The sequence below is a fragment of the Dysgonomonas sp. genome (genome assembly GCF_035323175.1).
In the GTDB taxonomy this organism is placed as follows: Bacteria; Bacteroidota; Bacteroidia; order Bacteroidales; family Dysgonomonadaceae; genus Dysgonomonas.
On the sequence record NZ_DAOKYH010000002.1, the window covers coordinates 369,615 to 395,921 of the forward strand.

The following is a 26,307-nucleotide window of genomic DNA, read 5'->3' on the forward strand; positions in this document are numbered from 1 at the left end:
ACTTTTCAATTATCAGCTCCTTATTCTTTTAATATAAAAAACCAAACAGCCATAAAGGAATAATATTTCTATCACCCCTCTCTAGATTTGCTATTACGTAAATCATCTCCGGTTTATGTTTGCCTCTGTTTTTTTGACCATCTATCTTAAATTTATATTTCTTGTCATCATTTTCGACAATAAACATTCCGCTTTTAGCTCCTTTCTTCAATTTGCTATCGCTGTGATGCACCTGATTGTAGAAAAATGTTTCACGTAGCTCCTGATCATTTACATCTGATATTTTCAGAGGGAAAATCAAATTCGTATTATGCATATAGACCATGTCGGGTTTCTTTGGAAACTCCTCTCCTTCTCTATAAAGCATATTTATCAATCTGGCACTACGCAAGTATTCCAGATAATTAGTCACTGTAGCTCTGGATATCTCACAGTCGGTACTCAATTGGCTGATATTGGGTTTGCCCGGTGCAGACAAAGACAATAGATACAGCAATTTTCTTAATTTAGGCAAATAAGACATTTCTATTTGTTTGATAGACAACACATCTACCTCCAACATCATATTCAACGTTTTGAGTAAATTTTCCGAAAAATTTCTTTTTTCAAGAAAAAACGGATAATAACCGTGATGTATATAACCCCATAGATGTTCTAAAGGATTGATCTCTGAGAATATATCCTCAGCTATTTCACGGTGATTATTTATTATGTCATCCAAACCATAGGGCTTGAAATTCAAGCCAAATTGAATATTTAAGAATTCCCGATAGGAAAAACCTCTCAGATTATATACATCTACAATAGATGCCAGTTCTGCATCTTCTCCGAGTTTGTTTACAGTAGAACCTGTAAATACGATCTTCAGTTGAGGAAGACATTCGTAACATTCTCTCAATTCTTTAGACCACCCCGGATACTTATATACCTGATCGAGTAGAAGCGTCTTACCCCCTTTTTCTACAAACTCTTTTGCAAAACTAAAGATTGTTCTGACTGTAAAATAAAACTGATTCATATTGATATATAAACAGTCTCGTTTGTCTAGCTCAAAGAACTCTTTAGCATATTGCAGAAGGAATGTAGTTTTCCCGACACCTCTCGCCCCCTTGATTCCAATCAAACGGCGCGACCAGTCAATCTGTTGCATTAACAGCCTGGGAGTTGCATCTTCGAAAAGATGTTCAACTAAATACTTATGTGTCCGAAAAAAAGATTCCACTCGATACTCCTTAAAACCCCGACGAAGGTAACTTTTTTTTATGTCATTGCAAAGTCCACTTAGCAATTTTAATCATTTTTCTTGAAACAGCATATAAAAATGCAGAAAAATTTTATATTCGCATGGTGTATTTTTCAATGATGAATAACAAACTCTATTAGTTCTACTAAAATAGTGCTTAAAAAAACTCAATTATAGTATTTTTTGTATATTTTATTATATGCTTCCGTCCCCTTTATACGGCTGATCCAAACATTCAGAGAATCAAGCAAGACAGGAGAGCTTTTCCTCACAGCCCAGGCCTCCAGATGGGTGAAACCTACAAAAGTAGAATAATCTATTTCAGGTGATGTTTTGGCAATATTAGCTGCTACCTTTTCGTCACAAACTGCAAAATCGATATCTCCTGATGCTACCATCATAGCCAACTGCTCAGAACCATAGGCCGGATCTTCCTTTATATATATTGTGTCCCCTATTTCATGAGCCAAGTTTTGTATCCGAAGGATAACCGGAGACTTAGCAGGAACATAAAGCGTTTTCTTAGCCAAGTTTAAATGACTTCTAATCGGCTCTATATTATCATTATACTTTTTTTTACGTTGAATCAACACCTGCCTGTTCTGAGCAATGGCTTCTGTGAAATTTACAGAGTCACGCAACTCTGAAGTAACAGGTATATTCCTAGCCACAATATCGTACTTTCCGGTTCTCAATCCATCCATACTTTTATCTATACTGGATTCTAGCTGGATATCTATTTTTAAAGGAATATTCTCCTGTAATAATTCAATAAGATCGTGATTGAAACCGGCAATCGTATCTCCTAACACAAAATAACCAACAGAGTTATAATCTGTAACTACGCGAAGTACTCCTTCGTGCTGAATTTGAGGGTAGTCACGAAAATCATTACCTGTAGTATTATTCCGTATAAAAATCCAAACAACAATCAGAATAATAACAATTATGGGAACCGATAAGAAAGCCTTATTCTTCATAATTTTACTAATTATTGAATTGCCATGAAATTCCTAATTTTAAAACCCGAGGGTTTACCGGATAACGATATAGAGAAAACGACTGTCCATTACCCATTCCTTCGGCAATATTATACATCATAACAAAAAAGCGAGTATATTTCAGATGAAGGTTCAGATAAGCACTTACAACAGGAAACTCTCCGAGTTTCATATCTTGTTGATTATAGAACTGCATAGTCAAAGGTTCATAGCCCGGCATATGATATTTTGCATGAATATAAGCATCTGCCCCCAGCTGTAGAGTCAATACTTTAGCCAGCTTAGTCGTCAAATATATATTTGAATACAAACTCCATTGAGGTAATGGCAAAGCTTCTTCACTCTTGGTGTATTGATATACAGCCTGATTATCCCAGTGGAAAATTCCGGATCTGAAATTCTGATCGAGGCGTAAAGCTATCACTTGTATTTCTTCATTACTTTGAGCTATTTTCTTTTCCTGATTATAATATATCAACCCTGTTATATTTTCAACACCTCCACTTATCCGAGTCTGAGAAAATGACAGTTCTGGAAAAATAATCTCGCCACCTATATAAACACGACGTGTATCTTTCAAACCCATATCCTTCCAGTTCCAATACTTAGATGAAAAATTGTTCTGAAAAAAACTTGGACTTATATTTTTTATATAAGCATTAGCCTTTACCGAAAAGTCTTTATTTCTGAAGTTCAATCGAGTTGTAATTTCTCCTTCAAGCCTGTAATCACTATTATGTAAATCTTTTTCGGCTGTAGCCCTATATCTTAAAAACTTCCCCTTCTCCTTCGTTAATACTCCTCCTACAAGCAATGAATATTCACTTTCCTTCATCGATGCACCTGGAAGACCATACATAGTCCCTGATTCCTCGATACCTAAAAAAGGCATGGAATATTTACGCAGATCATGCTCAATGAAGGCTGTTAAACCAAATTTCGTCCATTTTCGGAAGCCTTCATTCATCGCCAATGCCAATGTATTCTTGAAAGAATAATATGGCATATAATCATCAATATTCGCCTCATACTTCGGATCCGAAAGAGTAGTCCAACCTTTCTCTCCAGTCCAAAGCTGTGGAGTATAGACATTTGCGATATTACTATAGTTTGAATTAAATCTGCGACGCTGATCTGTATAGTGCGTTGTAAAGATCACACTTGCTAACGAAACATAGTCCTTCTTTTTACGTGTTCCCATCACGCTGTCATTTACAGGATATGTTTCTGTATCATCACCCAGGTCATACCTGTTAGTCACGTACAGATTACGACCTCTGAGTCTGTTCCAAGTATCCTGCATTCGAGTAGGAATATCCAAAGAACTCCCTTTGAAGTTTCCATTATTGACTACATTGGGATGGTCAGGGTTCGAAATATACAATGTATCGGATATCCCTCCATTCTCGATAATAGTAAAATTATTATTTTGGAAGTAAGCATGCATCTTATACTTATCACCTATATAACTGGCATATAAATCATAGCTAACTCCTTTATTTGACAAAGAATTGTAAAATCCACGAGAATATATATAGTCAAAATCAAAACCGACATTCAACTTTTTACCCATATTCATGGATATCTCTCCCTGAAAACGATTTTCAGCGCTTTCACCTCCACCCCCACTTTGATATTTAATCTCAGAGTAAGGTACTTTTGTATTATAGAATATCTGATCCTCCGGCCCTTTTCGCCATGCACGCACCGGGTCTTGAAAAATAAAACGGGAAGGCTCGGGTCGTTCAAAAAATATTTTAGATTGTAAAGGAGAGCCTACATTACCCAAATAGCCAATAGCTACACCTTTTCCATCCACTAACATACTTTTATGAAAATCTATTACAGCCGAATCGCGAGGAATAAATATACGTTCTCCCAAACGTGGTGTTATTTTCCACACATATATATTAGGAACTTCAACTTTTACTGTATCTATTTTTCGTCCACTCGGAGGCAATTTACCAAGACTTGCAGATATAGAATCCGCTTTCTCCACTATTGCGGGAGACTGTAAAGCTTTCTTGTTTTGTGCTTCCGCAACAAGAGAAGCGAAAAGAAATAAGAAAAGAAATACTGTATATTTTTTCATTGGTGCAAACTTACACAAAAAATGAAAAATGAGTAGTTAATGTACCTTTAAAAACAGGCTCTTGCTTTATTTATTGCATCAATTTCACATTAAATAGTCAAATCACCCCTTTGGTAGAAGGTAGTTCGTAATTGAAGATATCTCTCTTCTTCGCCATCTTCAAAGCTCTGGCCAACGCCTTGAAAATACCTTCTATTTTGTGATGCTCATTCGCGCCTTCTGCCTTTATATTGAGGTTCATTTTTGCTGAATCACTCAAAGATTTGAAAAAGTGTAGAAACATTTCGGCAGGCATATCTCCTACTTTCTCACGATGAAACTCTGCATCCCAAACCAACCAAGCCCGACCTCCAAAGTCAAGCGCAACGGAACACAAACAATCATCCATAGGCAAGCTATAGCCATAACGTTCTATACCTCTTTTATCTCCTAATGCCTTATATATTGCTTCACCTAAAGCAATAGCGGTATCTTCTATTGTATGATGTTCATCTACATGCAGATCTCCTTTTACCTGTATGGTAAGATCCATCCCCGAATGTTTTCCTATTTGCTCAAGCATATGATCGAAAAAGCCTAAACCTGTAGATATCTGACAATACCCTTTTCCGTCCAGATTGAGTGCGACATATATATCTGTTTCTTTGGTCGTTCTTTTTACCTCTGCTTTGCGCTCTCCGGCAAACAGAAACTCAGAGATGACATCCCAATCGGTAGTTTGGAGTACACATATATCGTTTAGCTCATCAGGTAAAACAAATTCATCTTGCATAAAGATAGCTTTACAACCTAGATTTTTTGCTAGCTCAACATCTGTTTGCCTGTCTCCAATCACAAAAGAATGCTCAAGATCATAATCCCCTGTCATATATTTGCTTAACATACCTGTACGAGGTTTTCGTGTCGGGGCATTATCTTCAGGAAAACTTTTATCAATAAGGATATCATCAAATACGATTCCTTCTCCTTCCAGCGTCTTAAGCATTTTGTTATGTGCCGGCCAGAATGTATCCTCGGGAAAGGATGGGGTACCCAATCCATCTTGATTGGTAACCATCACAAATTCAAAATCGAGATTCTTTCGGATAAAATAAAGGTTACGAAAAACCTTTGGATAAAACTCGAGTTTATCGAGGCTATCCAGTTGATAATCTATCGGTGGTTCTATAACCAAAGTCCCATCACGGTCTATAAATAAAGCTTTCTTTTTCATTATAATATATTGGATATGCTTTTAGATCGGATTTCCCTCTCTATTGATATGTTTATAACGTTCGCAAAGTTTTAATTAACATCTCATTTTCTTTATCAGTACCTACTGTTATACGCAAACATCCGGCGCACAAAGAGACCGAATTCCTGTTGCGAACAATTACACCTTTATCTGCTAATTGCTTGTACAGGCTATTGGCATCCTCAACCTTTACCAATATAAAATTGGCATCCGTGGGATATATTTTCTCTACAAAAGGTAATTTTGGCAACTCATTTATCAGATAATTTCGTCCTTCGAGCAAGGTAGCAATCCACTGCTTCCTTAATTCAAGTTTGTCTAATTCATCTCCAACAAAATTTTGAGTCAGGATATTTACATTATATGGATACTTAACTTTATTGAACAACTTGATTATTTCAGCCGAAGCAAAAGCCATGCCTAGACGTACAGCAGCTAACCCCCATGCTTTAGAAAATGTTTGAAGAATTATCAGATTAGGATATTTCTCAAGGTCATTCAGCCATGTCGCTTCAGAAGCAAAATCGATATAAGCCTCGTCTAAGACTACAATACCCGCAAAAGAATCTAATACCTTTTTTATTTCTTCCCTGCTTAACAGGTTTCCTGTAGGGTTGTTAGGAGAGCATAAGAATATCAACTTTGTATTACGATCTGTTTTTTCAAGCAGTTTCTGAGCATCCAAATCGAAGTTTTCGTTCAGCAATACTTTCCGATACTCTATATCGTTCACCTCTGCGCAAACCTGATACATCCCGTAAGTAGGATCAACGGCAACAATATTATCAATGCGAGGTTCGCAGAAGACACGAATAACCAGATCGATAGGCTCATCACTGCCATTGCCTAAGAAGATATTTTCGGGGGCTATATTTTTTACCTTAGCTATTTTTTGTTTCAAAGACCACTGTAAAGGATCGGGATAACGATTATACTTATCATTCAAAGGATTTTCATTCGCATCTAAAAACACTGATGCTTCTCCTTTAAATTCATCTCTAGCCGATGAATAAGGCTTCATATTCCATACATTTTTGCGCACAAGCTGCTGTAAATTCATTCCTTTAAACTGTTTAGTTTAGATGTCTTTTTATCTTACTTATTTAACTTAACTACGCAGCAAGCACTGCCATATATCAGAGCTAAGAAAGTGCCCAAAAGAGAAGAACACACTTTTGAGCACTCCTATTCTCTTATACTTGTATATTTTACAATTCAATTTTAACCCCAAGAAGTTTATAAAACTCTTTTAATATAGCCGGATGTCCGGGCCATGCAGGGGAGGTAGTCAGATTACCGTCTGTAATAGCTTCGGTAGCGGGAATATCTTTGTAATTACCGCCGGCCAACTTAACTTCAGGCCCTACAGCTACATAACAGGTAAGCGTCTTTCCTCTAACCACATCTGCGGCAGTAAGCACCTGTATACCGTGGCAAATAGCTGCAACAGGCAGATTTTTTTCGAAGAAATACTTTGTATATTCTATTACTTTAGGATCGAGACGAATATATTCAGGAGCTCGACCACCTGTAATATACAATCCTGCGTAATCTTCAAGTTTTACATTATCAAAAGTCTTATTCAATGTGAAGTTATGACCTCTCAGCTCTGCATAAGTCTGAAATCCTACAAAATCATGTATTGCCGTAGCAACCTGTTCTCCGGCTTTCTTCCCCGGACATACTACATCTACATGGAATCCTACACTCACCAGTGCTTGATAAGGAACCATCAATTCGTAATCCTCAACAAAATCGCCCGCTAGCATCAATATTCTTTTATTCATGATAAAACAGATTTTATAATTAGACAATCAATTAATTCCAATAAATATAAATAATATTTTAACAAAAGGCTCTATGAGTTAAAGTTATTTATATATTAGGCTGATATGTAGTCACAACAAATACGATCAGAGGCTCGTCCCCCGTATTGATTATAGAGTGATAATTATTATCTCCCTGAATAGATGTTACGTTTCCTTTTTTCAAGTTGAACTTTCGGGTAATTTTGTCCAATCCTTCACGTTCTATATATTCTCCTTCGCCATGAACCAATACATATAACTCTTGTTCTTTCTTAGTGCCATGCTCATGAAATCCAGCCTGATCACCCTTATTCAACAAAACCATGTAAGTACCAATACGGTTATTCACCAATTCTCCTTTCTCAAATATAGACAGCATGTACACAACGCCATTACCATCATACATCGGGTCTCTCTTTTCTATATCTATAACTGTACGTTGAGGTTTTCCAAAAGGAGTTAATGTAATATCTACATATTTTGAGACTGTTTCCAGTACTTGTTTTTTTTCGTTTTCCATCATTATTCAATTTATATATGTCTTTATACGAATATTTTTCTTGGTATGTTTAGAGTATTTTCTGCATTTCAAAATGAGGAATACCAACTTCTTCAAACTCGTCACCAACTATACCATAGTTATATTTCAGGTAGAATCCTATAGCAACCTTTCGGGCATGCAGTACAATCTTGTCAAATCCGTTCGCTTTTGCAGACTCTTCTGTGAACAAGAGTAACTTTGAACCTATTCCTTTTTTCTGAACAGAATCATCTACTGCCATTTGACGCAATTGAACTACCTTTTTATCTATTGGTGTAAGAATACAACATCCTACAATCTGCTCTTCATTTTCACAGACACAGAGCATATCCTCTTTCTCCTTTTCGAGATATTCAGCAGAAAATGTAAGTCCTAGAGGCGCTCTCAATATTTTATAACGAAGAGCAACCATCTTATCGTAGTCTGATGTACCATATTTTATAATTCTGGACTGAATCATTTCTCTAACAGTTTATTTAGTTCTGTCGACATGTAAGCTCCTAAACGGTATGTACCGTTTCCATCTCTCAGTAATGCTCCGTTTCGTTGGATAGAGATAGTATCTTTACTTCGAATAAATACAAACTGATCTTTCGGTATAAAGTCTACAGCTTCCTTCTGTGCCGAGCCTATGATATCAACTAGCCTGGCTATTTGAGCCTTGTTTCGTATTTCAACTCTCTCCCCAAAATATTTTTCGTAAATTACCTTGTCAGCATTTACATATTGAGCCTTATTGATTGTTTTCTCAAAAGCCGAACAGCTTACCAATAGTACGATTGTAACTAATAAACTAAGTGATTTCATTTTTCTTTGTCCTTTAGCCGTAAAGTTACTGCATTTTTATGAGCAAACAATTGTTCGTTCTCTGCCATTACTTCAATCGTTTTGCCAAGATTGTGAATGCCATCTTTTGTAATCTTCTGGAAAGTTATCTTTTTCACAAAACTATCCAAATTAACACCGCTATAAGCCTTAGCATAACCATTAGTAGGCAACGTATGATTTGTTCCTGAAGCATAGTCTCCGGCACTCTCCGGCGTATAATTTCCAAGAAAAACAGAGCCTGCATTTACTATTTCGTCTGCAATATCTGCATAGTCTGCCGTTTCTATAATAAGGTGTTCGGGTGCATATTCGTTGGTTATATCTATAATTTCCCTATTATCCTTTAATAGGATCAGCTTACTATTTTCTAATGCCTTTTGTGCAATCTCTCGACGAGGAAGCTCAAACAATTGTCGCTCTATCTCGTGCAAAACTTCGGAGATAAGAGATTCGCTGGTTGTTGTTAATATCACCTGACTATCTGCTCCGTGCTCTGCTTGCGACAATAAATCAGCCCCGACAAATGCAGGTATGGATGTCTCATCTGCAATCACTTGTACCTCGGATGGCCCTGCCGGCATATCTATCGCTACATCTCTGAGGCTTACAAGCTGTTTCGCAGCCATCACATACTGGTTTCCGGGTCCGAAGATTTTATAGACTTTAGGTACAGATTCAGTGCCGTAAGCCATGGCGCCAATAGCCTGTATTCCTCCCGCCTTAAATACTTTATCCACACCGGCTTCTTTTGCTGCATACAATATAGCCGGATGTATATTACCTTCTTTATTGGGTGGTGTACAAAGGATAATCTCTTTACAACCTGCAATTTTAGCCGGAATGGCAAGCATCAAGACTGTAGAAAACAAAGGGGCTGTCCCCCCCGGAATATAAAGTCCTACTTTTTCGATAGCGACGGCCTTTTGCCAACAAGTGACACCTTTGCTTGTCTCTATTTTTTTAGTCTCAAATATCTGACTACGATGAAATACCTCGATATTCTCTTTTGCTTGTCTGATAGCTTCCTTTAATTCTTGAGAAACTAAATTCTCGGCTTCTGCTATTTCTTCTGACGAAACTGCCAGAGAGAGAAGCGTCACTTTATCGAATTTTTCTTCATATTCAAAGACAGCCTGATCTCCTCTTTCTTTTATATCATCAAGTACAGAACTAACTGTGCTGTTCAATGCTGAAGTATCGAAAACAGGACGTGCCAGTATCTCTGCCCACTGGCTGCGTAAAGGATATTTTATTATCTGCATAATTTACTTCTTATATTCTTTCCTCAACAAGCTGTAAACAGCTATGTCAGTAAACATATTATCTACCAACAATTCTCCATCACGCTCTATACCCTCCATCTGAAAGCCAAGCTTTTCAGGAATACGGCGGCTCTTATCATTACCTACAGCAACCTTTATCTGAATACGATTCATGTCCAGTTCACCAAAAGCATGTTCTATAAGTTTGACTACTGACTGTATCATTATACCCTTACCTTGAGCATATTGTGACAACCAGTATCCTATTTCTGTCTTCTTATTATCGGTATCCGTATCTTTGAAACCAATCAGTCCTACAAACTGATCCTTATAGTATATAGTAAATTGTTTGTCGGCAGTCTGCAATACATATCTCACATAGTTACCCGTATCTTCCGCTTCTTTTGTAGCATCTACAAACGGCAACCATTCACGCATATATTCTCGTTCGTTGTTGAGCGTATTGAATATCTTAAAGATATCATCTACAGACAAAGGATATAATACAATATCTTCTGAGACGTCTATCATAAAATCATTTTTTCTATAGGTAATACAATAATGCCTTCAGCACCACATGCTTTTAGTTTGGTGATAACCTCCCAAAAACGTTTATCTTCGATAACCGACTGAACAGAACACCAACCCTTTGTAGCTAGTGGGGTAACTGTAGGACTTCTCATACCCGGCAAGATATCAAATATTTCTTCAAGCTTATCTTCGGGTGCATTCAGAAGTACATATTTTTTGCCTTCTGCACTCTGAACAGCTTCTATCCTGAATATTAGTTCGTCAAGAATATCCTTTTTCTCCTGTGGTAAGTTTTTTGTTGCTATCAATAAGGCTTGCGATTGCATTACAACCTCAACCTCTTTCAAGCGATTACTTACCAATGTCCCTCCGGAGCTCACTATATCAAAAATAGCATCGGAGAGACCTATACTAGGCGAAATTTCTACAGATCCGGTAATAATATGAATCTCTGATTTAATACCCTGTTCTGCTAAATACTGGTTTAAGATATGAGGATAAGATGTGGCTATCTTCTTTCCTTCAAACCATTGCACACCTTCGTATTTTTCATCCTTTGGAATAGCCAACGATAAGCGACATTTGCTAAACCCTAAGCCTTTTACGACATCCGCTGCCTCGGCTTTTTCCTTATATTCATTTTCTCCTACCACACCGATATCGGCAACCCCTGTAGCTACAGCTTGCGGGATATCATCGTCACGCAGAAAGAGAATCTCTACGGGAAAATCCTTCGCAGGAATAAGCAGCGTGCGCTTAATATTATTCAGTTTTATACCGGCTTCTTGCAAAAGCGCCATCGTTTCCTCAAATAGCCGACCTTTCGACTGAACAGCAATTCTTAATACCATGATATATTAATTTTATATTATTTTCCAGCAAAAAAAAAAGAGCTTACCTCTATCAGGCAAGCTCTTCTATATTTTGGCAAACACCACATCAATATACTTACTTACCCTACGGGAGTAACACTATAATGATGATGATGAAATTTATTGCTCATAATTTTATTTTTACAAAAGCAAAAGTATACATTATTTGCAATAAACCAAACTTTATGTCATTATTTTTTCACTTTTAATCAGAATCTCCACCGGAATTGAATCTTTCCCTGTGGCGCTTCAATTCGTCTTCTTTGAATCGAATATCAACTGATCTGTACTTTTCCAACTTCTCAGCCGACAGTACTTTTGCAAACTTCTTATAATATTCGATTTGTAACTGAGAATCTCTTTGTTCCGATTCCAGATTCAATTGAACAATTCTTTTATAATCTGCATCCGTTTTGTCTTTTTTACGCTTCAGTTCGCGGGTCTCCCTTCGTGCCTCACGGTTAGCTTCATATTTTTTCATTGAAAACTCTGCTTCCAACGGCAAAAATGCTTTAGCTTCCGCATCTGTTAAGTTAAGTTCTTTTTTTAAATACTCTGCTTTCTTTTGGTTGAATGCTTGTATATCGAACCGTCCTCCACCTTGTCTCGGTCTATTCTGGGCTGCAACTGAAAACGTAAAACAGAACAGCAACAACAAAACCAGAATACTTTTCAACTTCATATCGGTATTCATTATTAATAGTTATATAACATTTCCTTAAATTGAGATTTCCTTACCTCATCCTGCAAAAAAAGATAGTAATCCTCTTCGTCCTGAGCGCTGGTATATGCAATAGTTTCTCCGGTCATATCCGTCTTTTGATTGGCATATTCTTTACCCGAAGGCATATTGTTTCTGTCAAAAACACCAACTGTGAACAAAACACCAACAATTGCTGCCGCAGCTGCTGTCCAAGGCAATACCTTCTTCCACAACGGAACAATCTTTACCTTTGGTTCTTCTTTAGAAGGCAGTTGATCCATTATCCTGTTATTAAAACTCTCGAAGTAATTTTCGGGAACTTTAAAAGGTTTTTTGCTTTTGTCAAAATTATCCAACATGATTGTTTAATCTTTAGATTCCTTATCTGTATTATAGACTATTATTTAGATAAAAGGTTTAATTCTCTGTTGTTAAAAATTCCTCTATTTTTTTTACAGCATGATGATAAGACGCTTTTAGCGCACCCACAGAGGTTTCTAAAATTTCGGACATATCTTCATATTTCATTTCATCAAAATATTTCATATTGAAAACAATACGCTGCTTCTCCGGTAAAAGAAGAATTGCTTTCTGTAGTTTCAGTTGAGCTTCGTCTCCGTCAAAATATTCATCACCTTCGAGCTTACCCAATAAGAACGTATCTGCATCATCTATCGATACATTGTTCAGAGATCGCTGCTTATTCAGAAATGTAATAGCCTCATTAACAGCTATACGATAAAGCCAGGTAGACAGCTTGGAGTCTCCCCGGAAATTTTCGATACTTGTCCATACTTTTATAAATGTATTTTGCAAGACATCATCCGTATCATCATGGCTCAATACGATTTTTCGTATCTGCCAATACAAAGGCTCACTATACTCCTTCACCAGTTCGGCAAATGCCGCCTGCTGAGTTTTGGGCTCGTGAAGCCTCTCTATAAGTTGTTCTTCTGCCTCCCGTGACATTTACTATAAATCTTCCAAATATCAATTACTCTATTATTCTAAATCCGAATCATCACCAAAATCGGCTTCTTCATCGGCTTCACCCTGACCATGCTCGAACCATTCGATAAAATTATCAACTTGCGTCTTGTTTTTATCCCACCATGTAAGCGATTCGGGGAAATAAGCAACACTCACATAGCGGCAATAAGTATCAAAATGTCCCGAACCTAAGATTTCTTCATAGGTAGGAACAAAGAAAAACCACAACAATCCACTTTGAGAGTCATTCTGCATTTGCGCTATAGTAAAGAATATAAGCTTCGAAGCCTCTACAAAATAAGAATATTCAGAAGCGCTATCGGTGCCTTGCGGTTTCTTCAATTGTATATTCTTATACAGCCATTCACGGTCTATGCCATCTTCAGGAGTCAACCTTACTGAACCGGGTTCTAGTTTGGCATTCAATATATCCAACATCTCACTGAAAGCATCTTTCGATCTTTCGGTATTAGGCTCCAACAATAAAAAGAAATGGAATGCATAAAAACTCTGCACCCACTGATCCAAGTCATTCAAAGCATAAGCATACAACAAGAATGCACTCGAGTGCGTTGCATCTATTTCTATCGCTTTACGCAAGTGATGCGCAGCCATTTTATTATCCTTACTATTGAAGTAGCAGAGTCCTAAGTTGAAGTGAAGCAAATACTCATCTCCACATCTGACAACCGCATCGTTCAATGTTTTAATTGCATCGCTCATCTTATCCATATTAGCCAGCGCCGTACCCTTTACAATATAGGCATCCATAAGTAAAGGCTGAAAGTTGGCATTAATAACTTTTGAGCTTAAGCTTACGGCACGCTCATAATTATTAAGCTTCAAATAAGACAAAGACATTTCGTAAACAGCAGACATTGACGAAGGATTTACCTTCAATGCCTCTTCATAAGAAGATATGGCTTCTTTATAACGCCCCTTATCATGAAGGCTAACCCCTTCTCTAATGAGTTTTTCGGAGGAAGACTGGGCCTTTATAGATAATGTTGCGAATAATAGAATTAATATAAAGATGATATTCTTCATGCCATAAAATTGTTTAGAGCTACAAAAATAAGAAAATCCTGCTAAAATAAGCCTTTAACTAAAATTCTTAGACTTTTTTAAAAGACCGAGGTTTAATATACAGCTATTTCATATTACCTAAAAACAACGATTTTATCCACATCTTACATTTATATATAGATATTCAATTTTAGCTTACTTTATCTATGTGTAATATAATCTTTCTATATAAAAGACGTCACATAATAGAACATTTTTATTATTTTTGTTATTCTAGGTATTTGGACATAACTAAAAAAACAATGATCGATGAAAAGTAATACGTTTGACATAGAGATGATTCGTAAATTCTATGAATCTTACCCCAAAAAAGTTGATGAAGCAAAGAAGATCCTTAAGCGACCATTAACCCTTAGCGAGAAAATCCTATACGCTCACCTATCAACAGATGAGCCTTTAAAAAACTATGTCCGTGCCACCGATTATGTAAACTTTTCACCCGATAGGGTTGCCATGCAGGATGCTACGGCTCAAATGGCTTTATTACAACTGATGAATTCAGGACGAACAAAAGTGGCTGTGCCTTCCACCGTACACTGCGATCACCTGATACAAGCTCATAAATCGGCAAAAGAAGATCTGAACACGGCCGAAGTAACAAACAAAGAAGTATATGACTTTCTGAGTGCCGTATCAAATAAATTCGGCATCGGCTTTTGGAAGCCGGGAGCCGGCATCATACACCAAGTAGTGCTCGAGAACTATGCCTTCCCAGGAGGAATGATGATAGGAACGGACTCTCATACGCCTAATGCCGGAGGGCTGGGCATGATAGCCATAGGCGTGGGTGGTGCCGATGCAGTAGACGTTATGGCGGGAATGCCTTGGGAACTAAAAATGCCTAAACTGATCGGTGTCAAACTCACAGGAAAACTATCCGGGTGGGCTTCGCCAAAAGATGTGATACTAAAATTGGCAGGAATACTTACCGTAAAAGGAGGCACGAATGCTATTATAGAATATTTCGGAGATGGAACAAGTTCGCTATCTGCTACGGGAAAAGCAACTATATGTAATATGGGAGCAGAAGTAGGGGCAACCACATCCATCTTCCCTTACGACAAAAAATCATCTGATTACCTAAAAGCAACAGAACGCACCGATGTATCTGAACTGGCTGATAAAGTAATCGAGTATCTTCAACCGGATACAGAAACAGTAAACAATCCGAAAGAATATTTCGATCAGGTGATAGAAATAGACTTATCTACACTCGAACCATACGTAAATGGCCCATTCACTCCCGACGCAGCTCATCCGATTTCGGAATTTGCCAAAGTAGTGAAAGAAGAAGGCTATCCTCAAAAAATGGAAGTGGGCTTGATAGGGTCGTGTACAAACTCATCGTATGAAGACTTATCACGAGCCGTATCGATTGTAAAAGACGCAAAACAAAAGCATGTAGAAGTTAAAGCACAATTCATTATTAATCCCGGATCGGAACAAGTACGTTATACAGCCGAAAGAGACGGCATACTTCCAGCCTTCGAAGAAGTGGGCGCTACCATAATGGCGAATGCCTGCGGTCCATGTATAGGACAATGGAAACGTGAAAGCAAAGACCCTGAGCGTGCGAATTCTATCGTTACCTCTTTTAACAGGAACTTTGCAAAAAGAAACGACGGCAACCCAAATACACACGCATTTGTTACATCTCCTGAGATTGTTGCAGCATTAAGCATTGCCGGTGATCTTTGTTTCAACCCAATGACTGACACCTTAGTAAATAGTGAGGGAGAGAAAGTAAAATTGGAAGAGCCAAAAGGATATGAATTACCTCCGTTGGGATATGAATTGAAAGAATCCGGATTTTTAGCACCTATTGCAGATGGATCGGATATCGAAATCAGCATAGCAAAAGATTCGCAACGACTTCAAGAATTAGCGCCATTTGCTGCATGGAATGGCAAAGACATTATAGAACAACCTCTTCTTATTAAGGTAAAAGGAAAATGTACAACAGACCATATTTCGATGGCAGGTCCGTGGCTTCGATTCAGAGGACATCTGGATAACATCTCTGACAATATGCTCATTGGGGCAGTAAACGCTTTCAATGAGAAGACAAATGCAGTACTTGATCAAGAAACTAACGAATACATACCAGTTCCAAAACTAGCCCGTAAGTTTAAAGCCGAGGGGTTAGGGTCTGTTGTTGTTGCCGAAGAAAATTATGGAGAAGGGTCTTCTCGTGAACATGCTGCGATGGAACCTCGTTTCTTGAATGTAAAAGCTATACTTGTTAAGTCTTTCGCTCGTATACACGAAACAAATCTAAAAAAGCAAGGGATGCTGGCGCTTACCTTTGTGGATAAGAATGACTATGAAAAAATAAAGGAAGACGACAAAATCAGCATAATCGGTCTCACCGAGTTTAAACCCGGAAAAAACCTGACTGTTGAACTAACACACAAGAATGGGACAAAAGAATCTTTTGAGGTTGCCCATACATATAATGAGGTGCAGATAGCTTGGTTTAAAGCCGGTAGTGCCCTGAACTATATGAAACAAAAATAATTTTTATTTATCTCATTATAAAGTTACACCTATAGTAAAAGGTGACATTACGAAAACATCATTAACCTGTTACTTTTGTCACCTTTGTCACCTTTTACATAGAAACACAATGTAGCAATGATCATAAACGTTGTACTATTTCACAACTTTGAAACCCTTGACGTATTCGGCCCTGTGGAAGTTTTTGGAAAAGCAGACGGATGGGAAATCAAATATTATTCTCAGGATGGCGGTTTGATTTCGAATCAAGACAATATACGCATCGCGACAGAAAAACTTGATCAGTTTATCTCCGATCAGGTATTGTTTCTTCCCGGGGGAATGGGTGCAAGGGATGAAATAAACAACTCCGGCTTTATTGATACAATAAAACATCTGGCGGCCAAAAGCCAATTCGTTATCACTGTTTGCACAGGAAGTGCACTACTGGCAAAGACGGGGCTATTGGACGGAAGAAAAGCAACGTCAAACAAACGGTCTTTCGATTGGGTAAAACAAAGCTCCGAGCAAGTCACTTGGATAAAACAAGCCAGATGGGTAGTAGATGGCAAATACTATACATCTTCAGGTATTAGCGCAGGAATAGATATGGCTTTAGGCTTTATAGCAGACATAAAGGGACTAGTGAAAGCTAGAGAAATAGCAAAAAGAATAGAATACAACTGGCAGGAAGATAAAACCGTTGATAACTTCACTGATTAAAGATCAAAATATGGTAACAATAAAAAACATTGAAGAGAATGATTTCGAAGAATTAGTTGCTCTTTTTCTTGAATTTGCAACATTCCAGAACCAACCGGAAAAGATGAAAAATTCGTTAGAAAAGATGATATCCGAGAAAGACTTCCTTCATGGTTTTACAGCCAGAGATGAAGATGATAAGATTATAGGATATGCTACTTTTTTCTTTGCATATTACACATGGGTGGGTAAATCCTTATATATGGATGACCTTTACATAAAAGAACAATATAGAGGGAAGGGAATCGGCACGCTACTCATCAATACTGTTATCAAACATGCCGAGAAAGAGAAGTGCGACAGGTTAAGGTGGCAAGTTTCTGAATGGAACAAGCCAGCGATATCCTTTTACAAAAGTTTAGGAGCAAAAATAGACGAAACAGAAAAAAATTGCGACATAATATTCTAAATATATTTATATTATTCAAGAACCTATTTGAATAATTTTTTGTTCCTAATAAGTACCATTGACAAACAATTAAAACCAGATATTATGGATAGATTAAAAGATAGTGAAACAATAAAAAAAATATCAAAAACAGTAGAAACAACATGCAACATTGACAATGAACTTTTCAAAACTTTCAATGTAAAACGTGGACTTAGAAATGAAGACCATACAGGGGTTGTTGTTGGTCTCACAAAGGTAGGTGACGTTGTTGGGTACGAACGTGATGCTGAGGGAAATCTGACACCTATACCGGGAAGACTGATATACAGGGGAATTAGCCTTGAAGATATAGTAAAAGGAGCTCAAAAAGAAGACCGACTAGGATTTGAAGAAGTCGTTTATCTTATTCTATCGGGCAATCTGCCTAGTAAAGTAGAGCTAAAAGAGTTTTCGGGTGTAATAAGCAGAACTATGGATTTGAATCCTAAAATCGTAATGCATATATTAGACTTGGTAGGAAAAGACATCATGAACTATTTATCAAGGTGCGTGCTCGAGCTATACACATTCGATGAGAATCCAGACGATACGACTCCCGAAAATCTAATCAAGCAATCCGTCAATCTGATTGCAACATTCCCTACCATAGTAGCCTATGCACATAATGCCATACGACATGGACAAGGTAAGTCCTTACATATAAGACACCCTCAGCCGGACGTTTCTCTTGCCGAGAATTTCCTTTACATGATGAAAGGACGCCACTATACTCCACTGGATGTAAAAATACTAGACCTTGCCATGATGGTACACGCCGACCACGGTGGAGGTAACAACTCTACATTTACGGTACGCGTAACCAGCTCGACAGGAACCGATACATATTCTACTATTGCCGCAGGCATAGGCTCACTGAAAGGGCCTCTTCATGGAGGAGCAAACCTGAAGGTTATAGACATGATACAAACTATCAAGAGTGAGGTTAAAGACTGGACCAGTGTTGAAGAAATAGACAATTACCTTTGTAAGATATTGAACAAAGAAGCTTATGACCGCACCGGGCTTATTTACGGTATCGGCCACGCTATATATACCATATCAGATCCTCGCACTGTTCTCCTGAAAGAAATGGCCCGGGATTTGGCAATCGAGAAAGGTCGCGAAGCTGAGTATAATTTCTACACCTTATTAGAAGAGCGGGCGATCTTCAACTTCATGGAAACAAAAGGGAAAAATGTAAACAAACAGGTATGTGCCAATGTGGATTTTTACTCCGGATTTGTATACGATATGATCGGTCTTCCGCAGGAAATTTACACCCCTTTATTTGCTATGGCTCGTATTGTAGGATGGACAGCACACCGCATCGAAGAACTAAACTTTAAGCAAAAACGAATCATCCGTCCTGCATACAAAAATGCAGCTGACGTTCGTGAATACATACCTATAGATAAAAGATAATGAAGCAACTCGTATTAATTGCAGCAAGTGTATACGGTACTATATCTGTTATACTTGGAGCTTTTGGAGCACATGCCTTCAAGGCGATGCTAACTCCCGATAAGCTAGCGAGCTTCGACACAGGGGTGCGTTATCAGATGTATCATGCGATTGTATTGCTGGTAATAGGCCTGACTCTATCTTTCACATCCTCTCTCGAGAAGTGGGCTGCTATCTCCATCATTGTGGGTGTATTCTTATTTTCGTTTAGTATTTATTTTCTAGCCTTCTCCGAATATTGGAATGTGAACTTAAAATTTTTAGGTCCTATTACCCCTATCGGAGGTATGTTTATGATTGCAGGATGGGTGCTGCTGGTTGTATTTTTCATTAAAAATAAAATTATTTAATTTTTTTTGATTTTTTCTGTAACCAAAAACATAGTTATGCCGTCATATCTATAAGTTAACAATTTTAAATTATTATAGAAATGAAATCTATTTTATACACAATCAGCATTAGTTTATTAATATTTGTTGCCCAGTCTTGTAATTTCAATTCGGTAAGAGGTAACGGAACAATAGTAGAAAACGAGGTTAGTATATCTGACTATAAAGCCATTGAATTTGGTGGGGGCGGTGAACTTGTTTATGAACAAAAACCCGATACAGCACCGTATGTACGCGTAGAAACTGATGAAAATATTTATCCGTTGTTGATAATAAAAACAGATGGAGATGTACTGTCTTTCAAGAGCAAAGAAAACATCAACCCTACAACATACAAAATATATACTAACTCGAAAGACCTCACAAGCCTAAGCATCAGCGGTTCTATGAAGGCTCACTTAAAAGGCAAGTTAGAAACTTCAAAATTAGACATATCAGTATCAGGGAGCGGCAACATCATTATAGACAGCCTTATATGTCACTCATTGTCAACGAGAGTATCAGGATCGGGCGATGTAAATGCAAAAGGTAAAGTAACAAACATAGACTCCAGAATATCAGGTAGCGGTAAAGTAATAGCTACAGATCTAGTTGCCGACTCTGTTAAATGTTCAGTATCAGGTAGCGGAGACTTTTTTGTATATGCCAACAAATATCTGGACGTAAGCATTTCTGGCAGTGGTAGCGTTAAATACAAAGGCAACCCGCAAATAGATCAGTCAATATCCGGAAGCGGTAAGATTTCGAGACAAGAATAGGAAAACTAAAGCAATAAAAAGAAAAAAGATTATCCCGATCGGGATAATCTTTTTGTATTATAATACAATAGCAATTGTATAAAACTAAACAACTATAATCCTATTTGAGTTTTTATAAAGTTATTCGCTTCATCTTCACTCTGGAAATATATAAGCCCTTTAAACTCAAACGGGAAGTTATCGAAAGGCAAAGAGAATCGCTTCTTTTCACACGTTACAGAAAAGTCCTCATAATTGGTCGTCGTAAAATTTACAACTTCGTCAGGAGAGTCAATCTTAAACACCTTTATAGACAACTTTTTGGGGTCAACTCTATATAATATATCCCCTACCTTCAAAACATCTCTAAGTCTCATAGCAATATCATTTTAAAAGATGGAACAATAGGTCATATTATAACAACCATCTATAACACATTGTTCACAAAATTATCTATTTGATATAAAAGAGATATGAGTATAGGGAATATATGATTAATATTAATAACATAGCAATTAGTACTAAATATGGATATATTGGTACCTCACACAAGCTCAAGGAGTACAATATCAACACAAACAGTAACATATTTCCACAAATGCACAGTTTCTTGTTTTTTGTGCACAATGCAAGTTTTTTTATAATTTTAATTTCGTTGTCTTATATTTTAATAGTACCTTTGGGGCGAACTAAATAATAACTTTTTATTCAAATATAACATGGATATTTCGCACATTGAACATCTAGGTATTGCTGTGAAAAGCATCGAAGAACAACTTCCTTATTATGAAGGAGTTTTAGGCTTAAAATGCTACAGCATAGAGGTTGTTGAAGATCAAAAAGTAAAGACCGCTTTTTTTAAAGTAGGCCAAACAAAAATCGAACTGCTTGAACCGACAAGTCCAGACAGCACAATTGCTAAATTTATTGAGAAAAAAGGAGAAGGAATTCACCACATTGCATGGTGTGTTCAAGACGGCGTAGCAAACGCTTTAGCTGAAGTAGAAGCTAAAGGAGTTCAACTAATAGACAAAGCCCCTCGCCGTGGTGCTGAAGGTCTTGATATCGCATTCCTTCACCCGAAATCAACAGGAAGCGTTCTTACAGAACTTTGTGAGACTCCAAAAAAATAAATAAGAAGATGACTTTACTCATTAAACCCACAATGAAGTAAAGTCATTTTTGCATTATCCTATAATTTAATTAGAATCTAAAATATTAAAACATGGGCCAACTTGAAAAAGTAAAAGAGCTGATAGAGCTCCGCGCAAAGGCACGCCTCGGTGGAGGAGAAAAGAGAATAGAAGCTCAACATGCAAAAGGCAAGTATACTGCACGTGAACGCTTAGCCATCTTATTGGATGAAGGCAGCTTCGAAGAATTTGACATGTTCGTTGAACACCGCAGTACAAACTTCGGAATGGACAAACAAAAATTCCTTGGAGACGGAGTCGTAACAGGCTGTGGTACGATCGAAGGTCGTCTTGTTTATGTCTTCGCTCAAGACTTTACTGTTATAGGAGGATCACTTTCCGAAACTATGGCATTAAAGATCTGTAAAGTAATGGATATGGCAATGAAAGTAGGTGCTCCGGTAATCGGCATCAACGACTCGGGAGGTGCACGTATACAAGAAGGTGTTAACGCTCTTGCAGGCTATTCAGAAATTTTCCAACGCAATATCTTAGCTTCAGGTGTAATCCCTCAAATATCAGGAATCTTCGGTCCATGCGCCGGTGGAGCAGTATATTCACCAGCTTTGACAGACTTTGTCTTGATGACAGAAGGCACATCTTATATGTTCCTTACAGGACCTAAAGTTGTAAAAACTGTAACCGGAGAAGACGTAACACAAGAAGAACTTGGTGGAGCAAGCGTACACACTACTAAATCGGGTGTTGCTCATTTCTCTGTAGCGAACGAAGATGATGGATTATCTTTGATCCGCCACTTATATAGCTTCCTTCCTCAAAACAATATGGAAGAAGCTCCTCGTAAAGAATGTACAGACCCAGCTGCCAGAATGGAAGATTTACTAAATGAAATCATCCCTGACAATCCGAATAAACCATACGATATGTTTGAAGTAATCGGTGCGGTTGTCGACAATGGCGAATTCCTTGAAGTACATGGAAACTATGCTAAGAACATAATAATTGGTTTTGCCCGCATGAATGGTCAATCTGTTGGTATCGTGGCTAACCAACCTAAATACCTTGCCGGAGTACTAGACATCAACGCTTCACGCAAAGCAGCTCGTTTTGTACGCTTCTGCGATGCTTTCAATATTCCGTTGGTGACATTGGTAGACGTACCGGGATTCCTTCCTGGAACAGGTCAAGAATACGGCGGTGTAATTACTCATGGAGCAAAACTTCTTTATGCATATGGAGAAGCTACAGTACCTAAAGTAACAGTTACTCTACGTAAGTCTTACGGAGGTTCACACATCGTAATGAGCTGTAAACAACTTCGTGGCGACATCAACTATGCATGGCCTACTGCCGAAATCGCAGTTATGGGTGCTGATGGAGCAGCAGAAGTACTTTACGCGAAAGAAATCAAAGAATCTGAGAATCCAGCTGAAGCACTTGCTGCAAAGAAAGCAGAATACAACAAATTATTCTGTAATCCTTTCAACGCTGCACGCTATGGATATATCGATGACGTAATAGAACCGAGAAATACTCGTTTCCGCGTTATCCGTGCTTTGGAACAACTGAGAACTAAAAAGCAAGTCAATCCTTCTAAGAAGCATGACAACCTGCCTCTATAATCTCTAAACGAATTAGTATTATGAGTAATAATAATATACCGTCAGAAGTATTAGCAGCTATAGCCTTAGCCATATATGATGTGCAAAACCAGCACGACATAGAAAGCAATGTGCTAACGATCAAACATGTGTCGAAAGATTATCTACCATGGGCTGACAAAAGTAAAGCTATGCTTCAAATGCCAGTAAGAAAATAAAATTTGATAAATTATTATGAAACAGTTCATATATAGAATAAACGGACAGGAATACATAGTAGCCGTAAACAAGATGGATAACGGTCTTGCTGAAGTTGCAGTAAACGGAAGCAACTATAAAGTAGAATTGGTAAACAACGAGGAAGAAATCACTCTTGTTACTCGTCCGGCTTCGAAAGCACCGACAGCTACTCCCACTGTAGCACCTAAAGCTACAACTTCGGCACCAACCAAACCAGCAAGTGGTGGTGCAGGCAGTGTAAAATCTCCACTTCCGGGCATCATCATCGACGTATTAGTTAATGAAGGTGACGAAGTAAAGAAAGGACAAACTGTAGTTATGCTTGAGGCTATGAAAATGGAGAATGCTATCCAAGCAACTCAAGACGGAAAAGTTACCGGTATACATGTATCTAAAGGAGACTCTGTACTAGAAGGAGTCGCTCTGATTACAATCGGATAAAACAATAACTATCTATAAAGTAGCGCCGCATAAATTAATTTTTATGCGGCGCTCTCTTTTTATCTCACCTTACGCTAAAGAATATTTTCCTATTTCCTATAACCCTATAGCACAATTAAATCAAACAGTTGTTTATCAACGATTTACACAATAACCATTTTGTTAAAAAATAAAAAAAATAAAATTTATATGCAACGTTTGTATATCCCCTCCATCTATATACTAAATGAGCACTAGAACAATACTTAAAAAACAAAACTACACTACATAATTAAAACTATATATTCTTTATTTTTAAAGGTATATTAAAAGAGAAAACAAACAACATTACTACGCTAATTAAGAGAAAGCTACATAAATTAATTTTTATGTAGCTTTTTTATATACAAATTCAAAATCATATCATTTACATTTGAATCCCCTCACCCACTTTGTTTCAAGATTAGACTTAAAATATTTATTTATTCCAAAAAAACTTTATACCTTTGCGCCGTTCTTTTGAGTTTTAAATACAATACGTGGGAAAGTTTAGCTTATATAATATCCCTTTGAGAAGTTTAACCGAAGGGAAACATGAATTCAAGTATGACTTGGATAATAAGTACTTTGCTCTTATTGATGACGGCACAGCCGATATAAAAAGGGGCAACTTAAAAGTAGTAGTATCTTTAAAAAAGACCAGTACTATTTTTGAGCTCAATTTTGATATTACCGGTTTTGTTTTAGTTCCATGCGACAGATGTTTAGATGACATCAACATGAATGTGGAAACAAAAAATAAGCTTGTCGTTAAATTCGGTAAAGAATACTCTGAAGAAAGTGATGAGATTGTTATCATCCCTGAAGATGATGGAGAAATTAATATCGCATGGTTTTTGTATGAATTTATCGTACTCAGTTTACCGGCAAAACGAATACATCCTCCGGGCACATGCAATAAAACAATGTCTTCTAAGTTAAATAAGCATCGGGCTAAAAGTTCTTCCGATGAAGATTCGGACGAAGACGACTTGGATGATATCGAAATTGAGGACGACTCATCCCTTACAGATTCTCGTTGGGACGCATTGAAAGATGTCTCTATTGACGAGGATTAAATAAGAACAGGAATTTGATTTTTTAATTCAGATATATAGAAATAACTAAATAAAACAAAAAGATGGCACATCCGAAACGAAGACAGTCAAAGTCTAGAACAGCTAAAAGAAGAACTCATGACAAAGCAGTAGCTCCAACATTAGCTGTATGCTCTAATTGCGGCTCTTGGCATGTATTCCACACAGTTTGCCCTGAGTGCGGATACTACAGAGGTAAATTGGCAATAGAAAAAGGAGCGGCGGTTTAATATCTTAAACCAAGACTTTAAGCCCTAATATTAGGGCATTTTTTTTATAAATACTCACAAAACCAAAAAATACAATGATTCGAGCTGCAATTACCGGTATAGGAGCATATGTCCCTGAGGATATTCTCACCAACAGTGATATTGAAAAATTGGTGGATACTACAGACGAATGGATCATGACCCGTGTCGGAATCAAAGAACGTCGTGTACTCAAAGGCGAAGGCAAAGGAACTTCTGTTATGGGAGCCGAAGCTGTGAAAGAATTATTGAAGAAAACAAATACCAAACCAGAAGAGGTTGAGGTAATCATTTTTGCCACTACTACACCTGACTATGTATTTCCATCAACGGCTGCGATGACAGCTGAAGCTTGTGGAATAAAAAATGCTTTAGGGTTTGATATCCAAGCTGCATGTTCAGGCTTTATATATGCATTAGAGGTTGGCTCTAACTTTATCAAATCAGGCAAGTACAAAAAAGTAATTGTAGCTGCAGGAGATAAAATGACATCTATAGCCAACTATAAAGATCGTGCTACATGTCCTCTATTTGGAGATGCTGCAGGTGCTGTAATGCTGGAGCCTACCGAAGAAGAGTTTGGCATTATGGATAGTATTCTTCATCTCGATGGAATTGGAATAACTCATCTCCACCAATATGGAGGGGGTTCGGCTTATCCGGCTTCACACGAGACCGTAGATAAAGACATGCACTATGTATATCAAGAAGGACAAGTAGTATTCAAACATGCCGTATCTAAAATGGCTGATGTTTCTGTAGAGATAATGGAACGTAATAATCTATCAAACGAATCGGTAGACTGGTTAGTTCCTCATCAGGCAAACATTCGCATTATCGAGGCTGTAGGAAATCGTATGGGACTTTCGCCAAACAAGGTTATGGTAAACATACAAAAGTATGGTAATACAAGTGCTGCCACAATTCCTGTCTGCATACACGAATGGGAATCTCAGCTTAAGAAAGGAGACAACCTCATCCTTACAGCATTTGGCGGAGGATTTACATGGGGAGCTTTATACTTAAAATGGGCATATTGATT

The 26,307-nt window shown here is 37.6% G+C and carries 30 protein-coding genes; 13 read left to right on the plus strand and 17 right to left on the minus strand.

The features are described 5' to 3' along the window. Positions 1 to 28 precede the first annotated feature (28 nt). From PKC55_RS04540 to PKC55_RS04615, 16 genes are all read right to left on the minus strand, one after another. Positions 29 to 1,222, minus strand: a complete 1,194-nt coding sequence (locus tag PKC55_RS04540; protein WP_324372056.1) for an AAA family ATPase — start codon at positions 1,220 to 1,222, stop codon at positions 29 to 31. Between the two features lie 188 nt (positions 1,223 to 1,410). Next, positions 1,411 to 2,223, minus strand: a complete 813-nt coding sequence (locus tag PKC55_RS04545) for a transporter substrate-binding domain-containing protein (RefSeq protein ID WP_291126968.1) — start codon at positions 2,221 to 2,223, stop codon at positions 1,411 to 1,413. 7 nt (positions 2,224 to 2,230) lie between these two features. Next, positions 2,231 to 4,336 carry a putative porin gene (locus PKC55_RS04550; RefSeq protein ID WP_291126970.1) on the minus strand — a complete coding sequence of 702 codons (2,106 nt, stop codon included), beginning with the start codon at positions 4,334 to 4,336 and terminating at the stop codon, positions 2,231 to 2,233. 97 nt (positions 4,337 to 4,433) lie between these two features. Further along, positions 4,434 to 5,549 carry a bifunctional histidinol-phosphatase/imidazoleglycerol-phosphate dehydratase HisB gene (gene hisB, locus PKC55_RS04555; RefSeq protein WP_291029464.1) on the minus strand — a complete coding sequence of 372 codons (1,116 nt, stop codon included), beginning with the start codon at positions 5,547 to 5,549 and terminating at the stop codon, positions 4,434 to 4,436. Between the two features lie 52 nt (positions 5,550 to 5,601). Further along, positions 5,602 to 6,630, minus strand: coding sequence for a histidinol-phosphate transaminase (hisC, locus tag PKC55_RS04560; RefSeq protein WP_291126972.1), 1,029 nt, complete (start codon positions 6,628 to 6,630; stop codon positions 5,602 to 5,604). A gap of 148 nt (positions 6,631 to 6,778) precedes the next feature. Further along, on the minus strand, positions 6,779 to 7,357 hold the full coding sequence (locus tag PKC55_RS04565; RefSeq protein ID WP_252637708.1) for a DJ-1/PfpI family protein: 579 nt from the start codon (positions 7,355 to 7,357) through the stop codon (positions 6,779 to 6,781). A gap of 88 nt (positions 7,358 to 7,445) precedes the next feature. Next, positions 7,446 to 7,901, minus strand: a complete 456-nt coding sequence (locus PKC55_RS04570) for a cupin domain-containing protein (RefSeq protein ID WP_135103819.1) — start codon at positions 7,899 to 7,901, stop codon at positions 7,446 to 7,448. A 46-nt stretch (positions 7,902 to 7,947) separates the two neighbouring features. Next, positions 7,948 to 8,379: a GNAT family N-acetyltransferase gene (locus PKC55_RS04575; protein WP_291126974.1), complete on the minus strand. Its 432-nt coding sequence runs from the start codon at positions 8,377 to 8,379 to the stop codon at positions 7,948 to 7,950. Next, positions 8,376 to 8,726, minus strand: a complete 351-nt coding sequence (locus PKC55_RS04580; protein ID WP_135103817.1) for a hypothetical protein — start codon at positions 8,724 to 8,726, stop codon at positions 8,376 to 8,378. The genes PKC55_RS04575 and PKC55_RS04580 overlap by 4 nt, the downstream gene beginning before the upstream one ends. After that, the gene (gene hisD / locus PKC55_RS04585) at positions 8,723 to 10,009 is read right to left on the minus strand and encodes a histidinol dehydrogenase (protein ID WP_291126976.1); all 1,287 of its coding nucleotides are present in this window, start codon (positions 10,007 to 10,009) and stop codon (positions 8,723 to 8,725) included. The genes PKC55_RS04580 and hisD overlap by 4 nt, the downstream gene beginning before the upstream one ends. 3 nt (positions 10,010 to 10,012) lie before the next feature. Further along, positions 10,013 to 10,540 carry a GNAT family N-acetyltransferase gene (locus tag PKC55_RS04590; RefSeq protein ID WP_291126978.1) on the minus strand — a complete coding sequence of 176 codons (528 nt, stop codon included), beginning with the start codon at positions 10,538 to 10,540 and terminating at the stop codon, positions 10,013 to 10,015. After that, positions 10,537 to 11,391, minus strand: coding sequence for an ATP phosphoribosyltransferase (gene hisG / locus PKC55_RS04595; protein ID WP_135103814.1), 855 nt, complete (start codon positions 11,389 to 11,391; stop codon positions 10,537 to 10,539). The genes PKC55_RS04590 and hisG overlap by 4 nt, the downstream gene beginning before the upstream one ends. A 226-nt stretch (positions 11,392 to 11,617) precedes the next feature. Beyond that, on the minus strand, positions 11,618 to 12,106 hold the full coding sequence (locus PKC55_RS04600; RefSeq protein ID WP_283686279.1) for a hypothetical protein: 489 nt from the start codon (positions 12,104 to 12,106) through the stop codon (positions 11,618 to 11,620). Positions 12,107 to 12,108: 2 nt separating this feature from the next. Continuing rightward, entirely contained in the window at positions 12,109 to 12,474 is a 366-nt protein-coding gene (locus PKC55_RS04605) for a hypothetical protein (protein WP_291126981.1), read from the minus strand. 58 nt (positions 12,475 to 12,532) lie between these two features. After that, the gene (locus PKC55_RS04610; RefSeq protein ID WP_135103811.1) at positions 12,533 to 13,084 is read right to left on the minus strand and encodes an RNA polymerase sigma factor; all 552 of its coding nucleotides are present in this window, start codon (positions 13,082 to 13,084) and stop codon (positions 12,533 to 12,535) included. A gap of 33 nt (positions 13,085 to 13,117) precedes the next feature. Beyond that, entirely contained in the window at positions 13,118 to 14,152 is a 1,035-nt protein-coding gene (locus PKC55_RS04615; RefSeq protein ID WP_006842420.1) for a tetratricopeptide repeat protein, read from the minus strand. A gap of 288 nt (positions 14,153 to 14,440) precedes the next feature. Here PKC55_RS04615 and PKC55_RS04620 point away from each other — a divergent pair, with 288 nt between their 5' ends. From PKC55_RS04620 to PKC55_RS04645, 6 genes are all read left to right on the plus strand, one after another. Beyond that, positions 14,441 to 16,708 carry an aconitate hydratase gene (locus PKC55_RS04620; RefSeq protein WP_324372068.1) on the plus strand — a complete coding sequence of 756 codons (2,268 nt, stop codon included), beginning with the start codon at positions 14,441 to 14,443 and terminating at the stop codon, positions 16,706 to 16,708. A gap of 117 nt (positions 16,709 to 16,825) precedes the next feature. Beyond that, positions 16,826 to 17,410 carry a DJ-1/PfpI family protein gene (locus PKC55_RS04625; protein ID WP_291127247.1) on the plus strand — a complete coding sequence of 195 codons (585 nt, stop codon included), beginning with the start codon at positions 16,826 to 16,828 and terminating at the stop codon, positions 17,408 to 17,410. A gap of 10 nt (positions 17,411 to 17,420) precedes the next feature. Beyond that, positions 17,421 to 17,858, plus strand: coding sequence for a GNAT family N-acetyltransferase (locus tag PKC55_RS04630; RefSeq protein ID WP_291127245.1), 438 nt, complete (start codon positions 17,421 to 17,423; stop codon positions 17,856 to 17,858). Between the two features lie 84 nt (positions 17,859 to 17,942). Then, complete coding sequence (locus PKC55_RS04635) at positions 17,943 to 19,301, plus strand: citrate synthase (RefSeq protein ID WP_135103807.1); 1,359 nt, start codon at positions 17,943 to 17,945, stop codon at positions 19,299 to 19,301. Then, positions 19,301 to 19,690: a DUF423 domain-containing protein gene (locus PKC55_RS04640; RefSeq protein ID WP_283686271.1), complete on the plus strand. Its 390-nt coding sequence runs from the start codon at positions 19,301 to 19,303 to the stop codon at positions 19,688 to 19,690. Before PKC55_RS04635 ends, PKC55_RS04640 begins: the two co-directional genes overlap by 1 nt. Positions 19,691 to 19,770: 80 nt before the next feature. Further along, positions 19,771 to 20,487, plus strand: a complete 717-nt coding sequence (locus PKC55_RS04645; protein WP_324372072.1) for a head GIN domain-containing protein — start codon at positions 19,771 to 19,773, stop codon at positions 20,485 to 20,487. Positions 20,488 to 20,579: 92 nt separating this feature from the next. Here the strand turns inward: PKC55_RS04645 and PKC55_RS04650 are convergent, their stop codons facing one another. Then, positions 20,580 to 20,843, minus strand: coding sequence for a hypothetical protein (locus PKC55_RS04650; RefSeq protein ID WP_135103804.1), 264 nt, complete (start codon positions 20,841 to 20,843; stop codon positions 20,580 to 20,582). A 342-nt stretch (positions 20,844 to 21,185) separates the two neighbouring features. Between PKC55_RS04650 and mce the strand changes: the two genes are divergently transcribed. The 7 genes from mce (at position 21,186) to PKC55_RS04685 (ending at position 26,305) form a co-directional block, all read left to right on the plus strand. After that, positions 21,186 to 21,599, plus strand: coding sequence for a methylmalonyl-CoA epimerase (gene mce / locus PKC55_RS04655; protein WP_006842412.1), 414 nt, complete (start codon positions 21,186 to 21,188; stop codon positions 21,597 to 21,599). Positions 21,600 to 21,691: 92 nt separating this feature from the next. Continuing rightward, positions 21,692 to 23,242: an acyl-CoA carboxylase subunit beta gene (locus PKC55_RS04660; protein ID WP_135103803.1), complete on the plus strand. Its 1,551-nt coding sequence runs from the start codon at positions 21,692 to 21,694 to the stop codon at positions 23,240 to 23,242. A 20-nt stretch (positions 23,243 to 23,262) separates the two neighbouring features. After that, complete coding sequence (locus PKC55_RS04665; RefSeq protein ID WP_167755417.1) at positions 23,263 to 23,439, plus strand: hypothetical protein; 177 nt, start codon at positions 23,263 to 23,265, stop codon at positions 23,437 to 23,439. A 16-nt stretch (positions 23,440 to 23,455) separates the two neighbouring features. Continuing rightward, on the plus strand, positions 23,456 to 23,902 hold the full coding sequence (locus tag PKC55_RS04670; RefSeq protein WP_291125925.1) for a biotin/lipoyl-containing protein: 447 nt from the start codon (positions 23,456 to 23,458) through the stop codon (positions 23,900 to 23,902). A gap of 518 nt (positions 23,903 to 24,420) precedes the next feature. After that, on the plus strand, positions 24,421 to 24,999 hold the full coding sequence (locus PKC55_RS04675) for a YceD family protein (protein ID WP_135103801.1): 579 nt from the start codon (positions 24,421 to 24,423) through the stop codon (positions 24,997 to 24,999). A 62-nt stretch (positions 25,000 to 25,061) separates the two neighbouring features. Then, positions 25,062 to 25,247 (plus strand): 50S ribosomal protein L32, encoded by a 186-nt coding sequence (gene rpmF, locus PKC55_RS04680; RefSeq protein ID WP_006842407.1) that lies wholly within the window; start codon positions 25,062 to 25,064, stop codon positions 25,245 to 25,247. A 74-nt stretch (positions 25,248 to 25,321) separates the two neighbouring features. After that, positions 25,322 to 26,305, plus strand: coding sequence for a beta-ketoacyl-ACP synthase III (locus PKC55_RS04685; protein WP_135103800.1), 984 nt, complete (start codon positions 25,322 to 25,324; stop codon positions 26,303 to 26,305). Positions 26,306 to 26,307 lie beyond the last annotated feature (2 nt).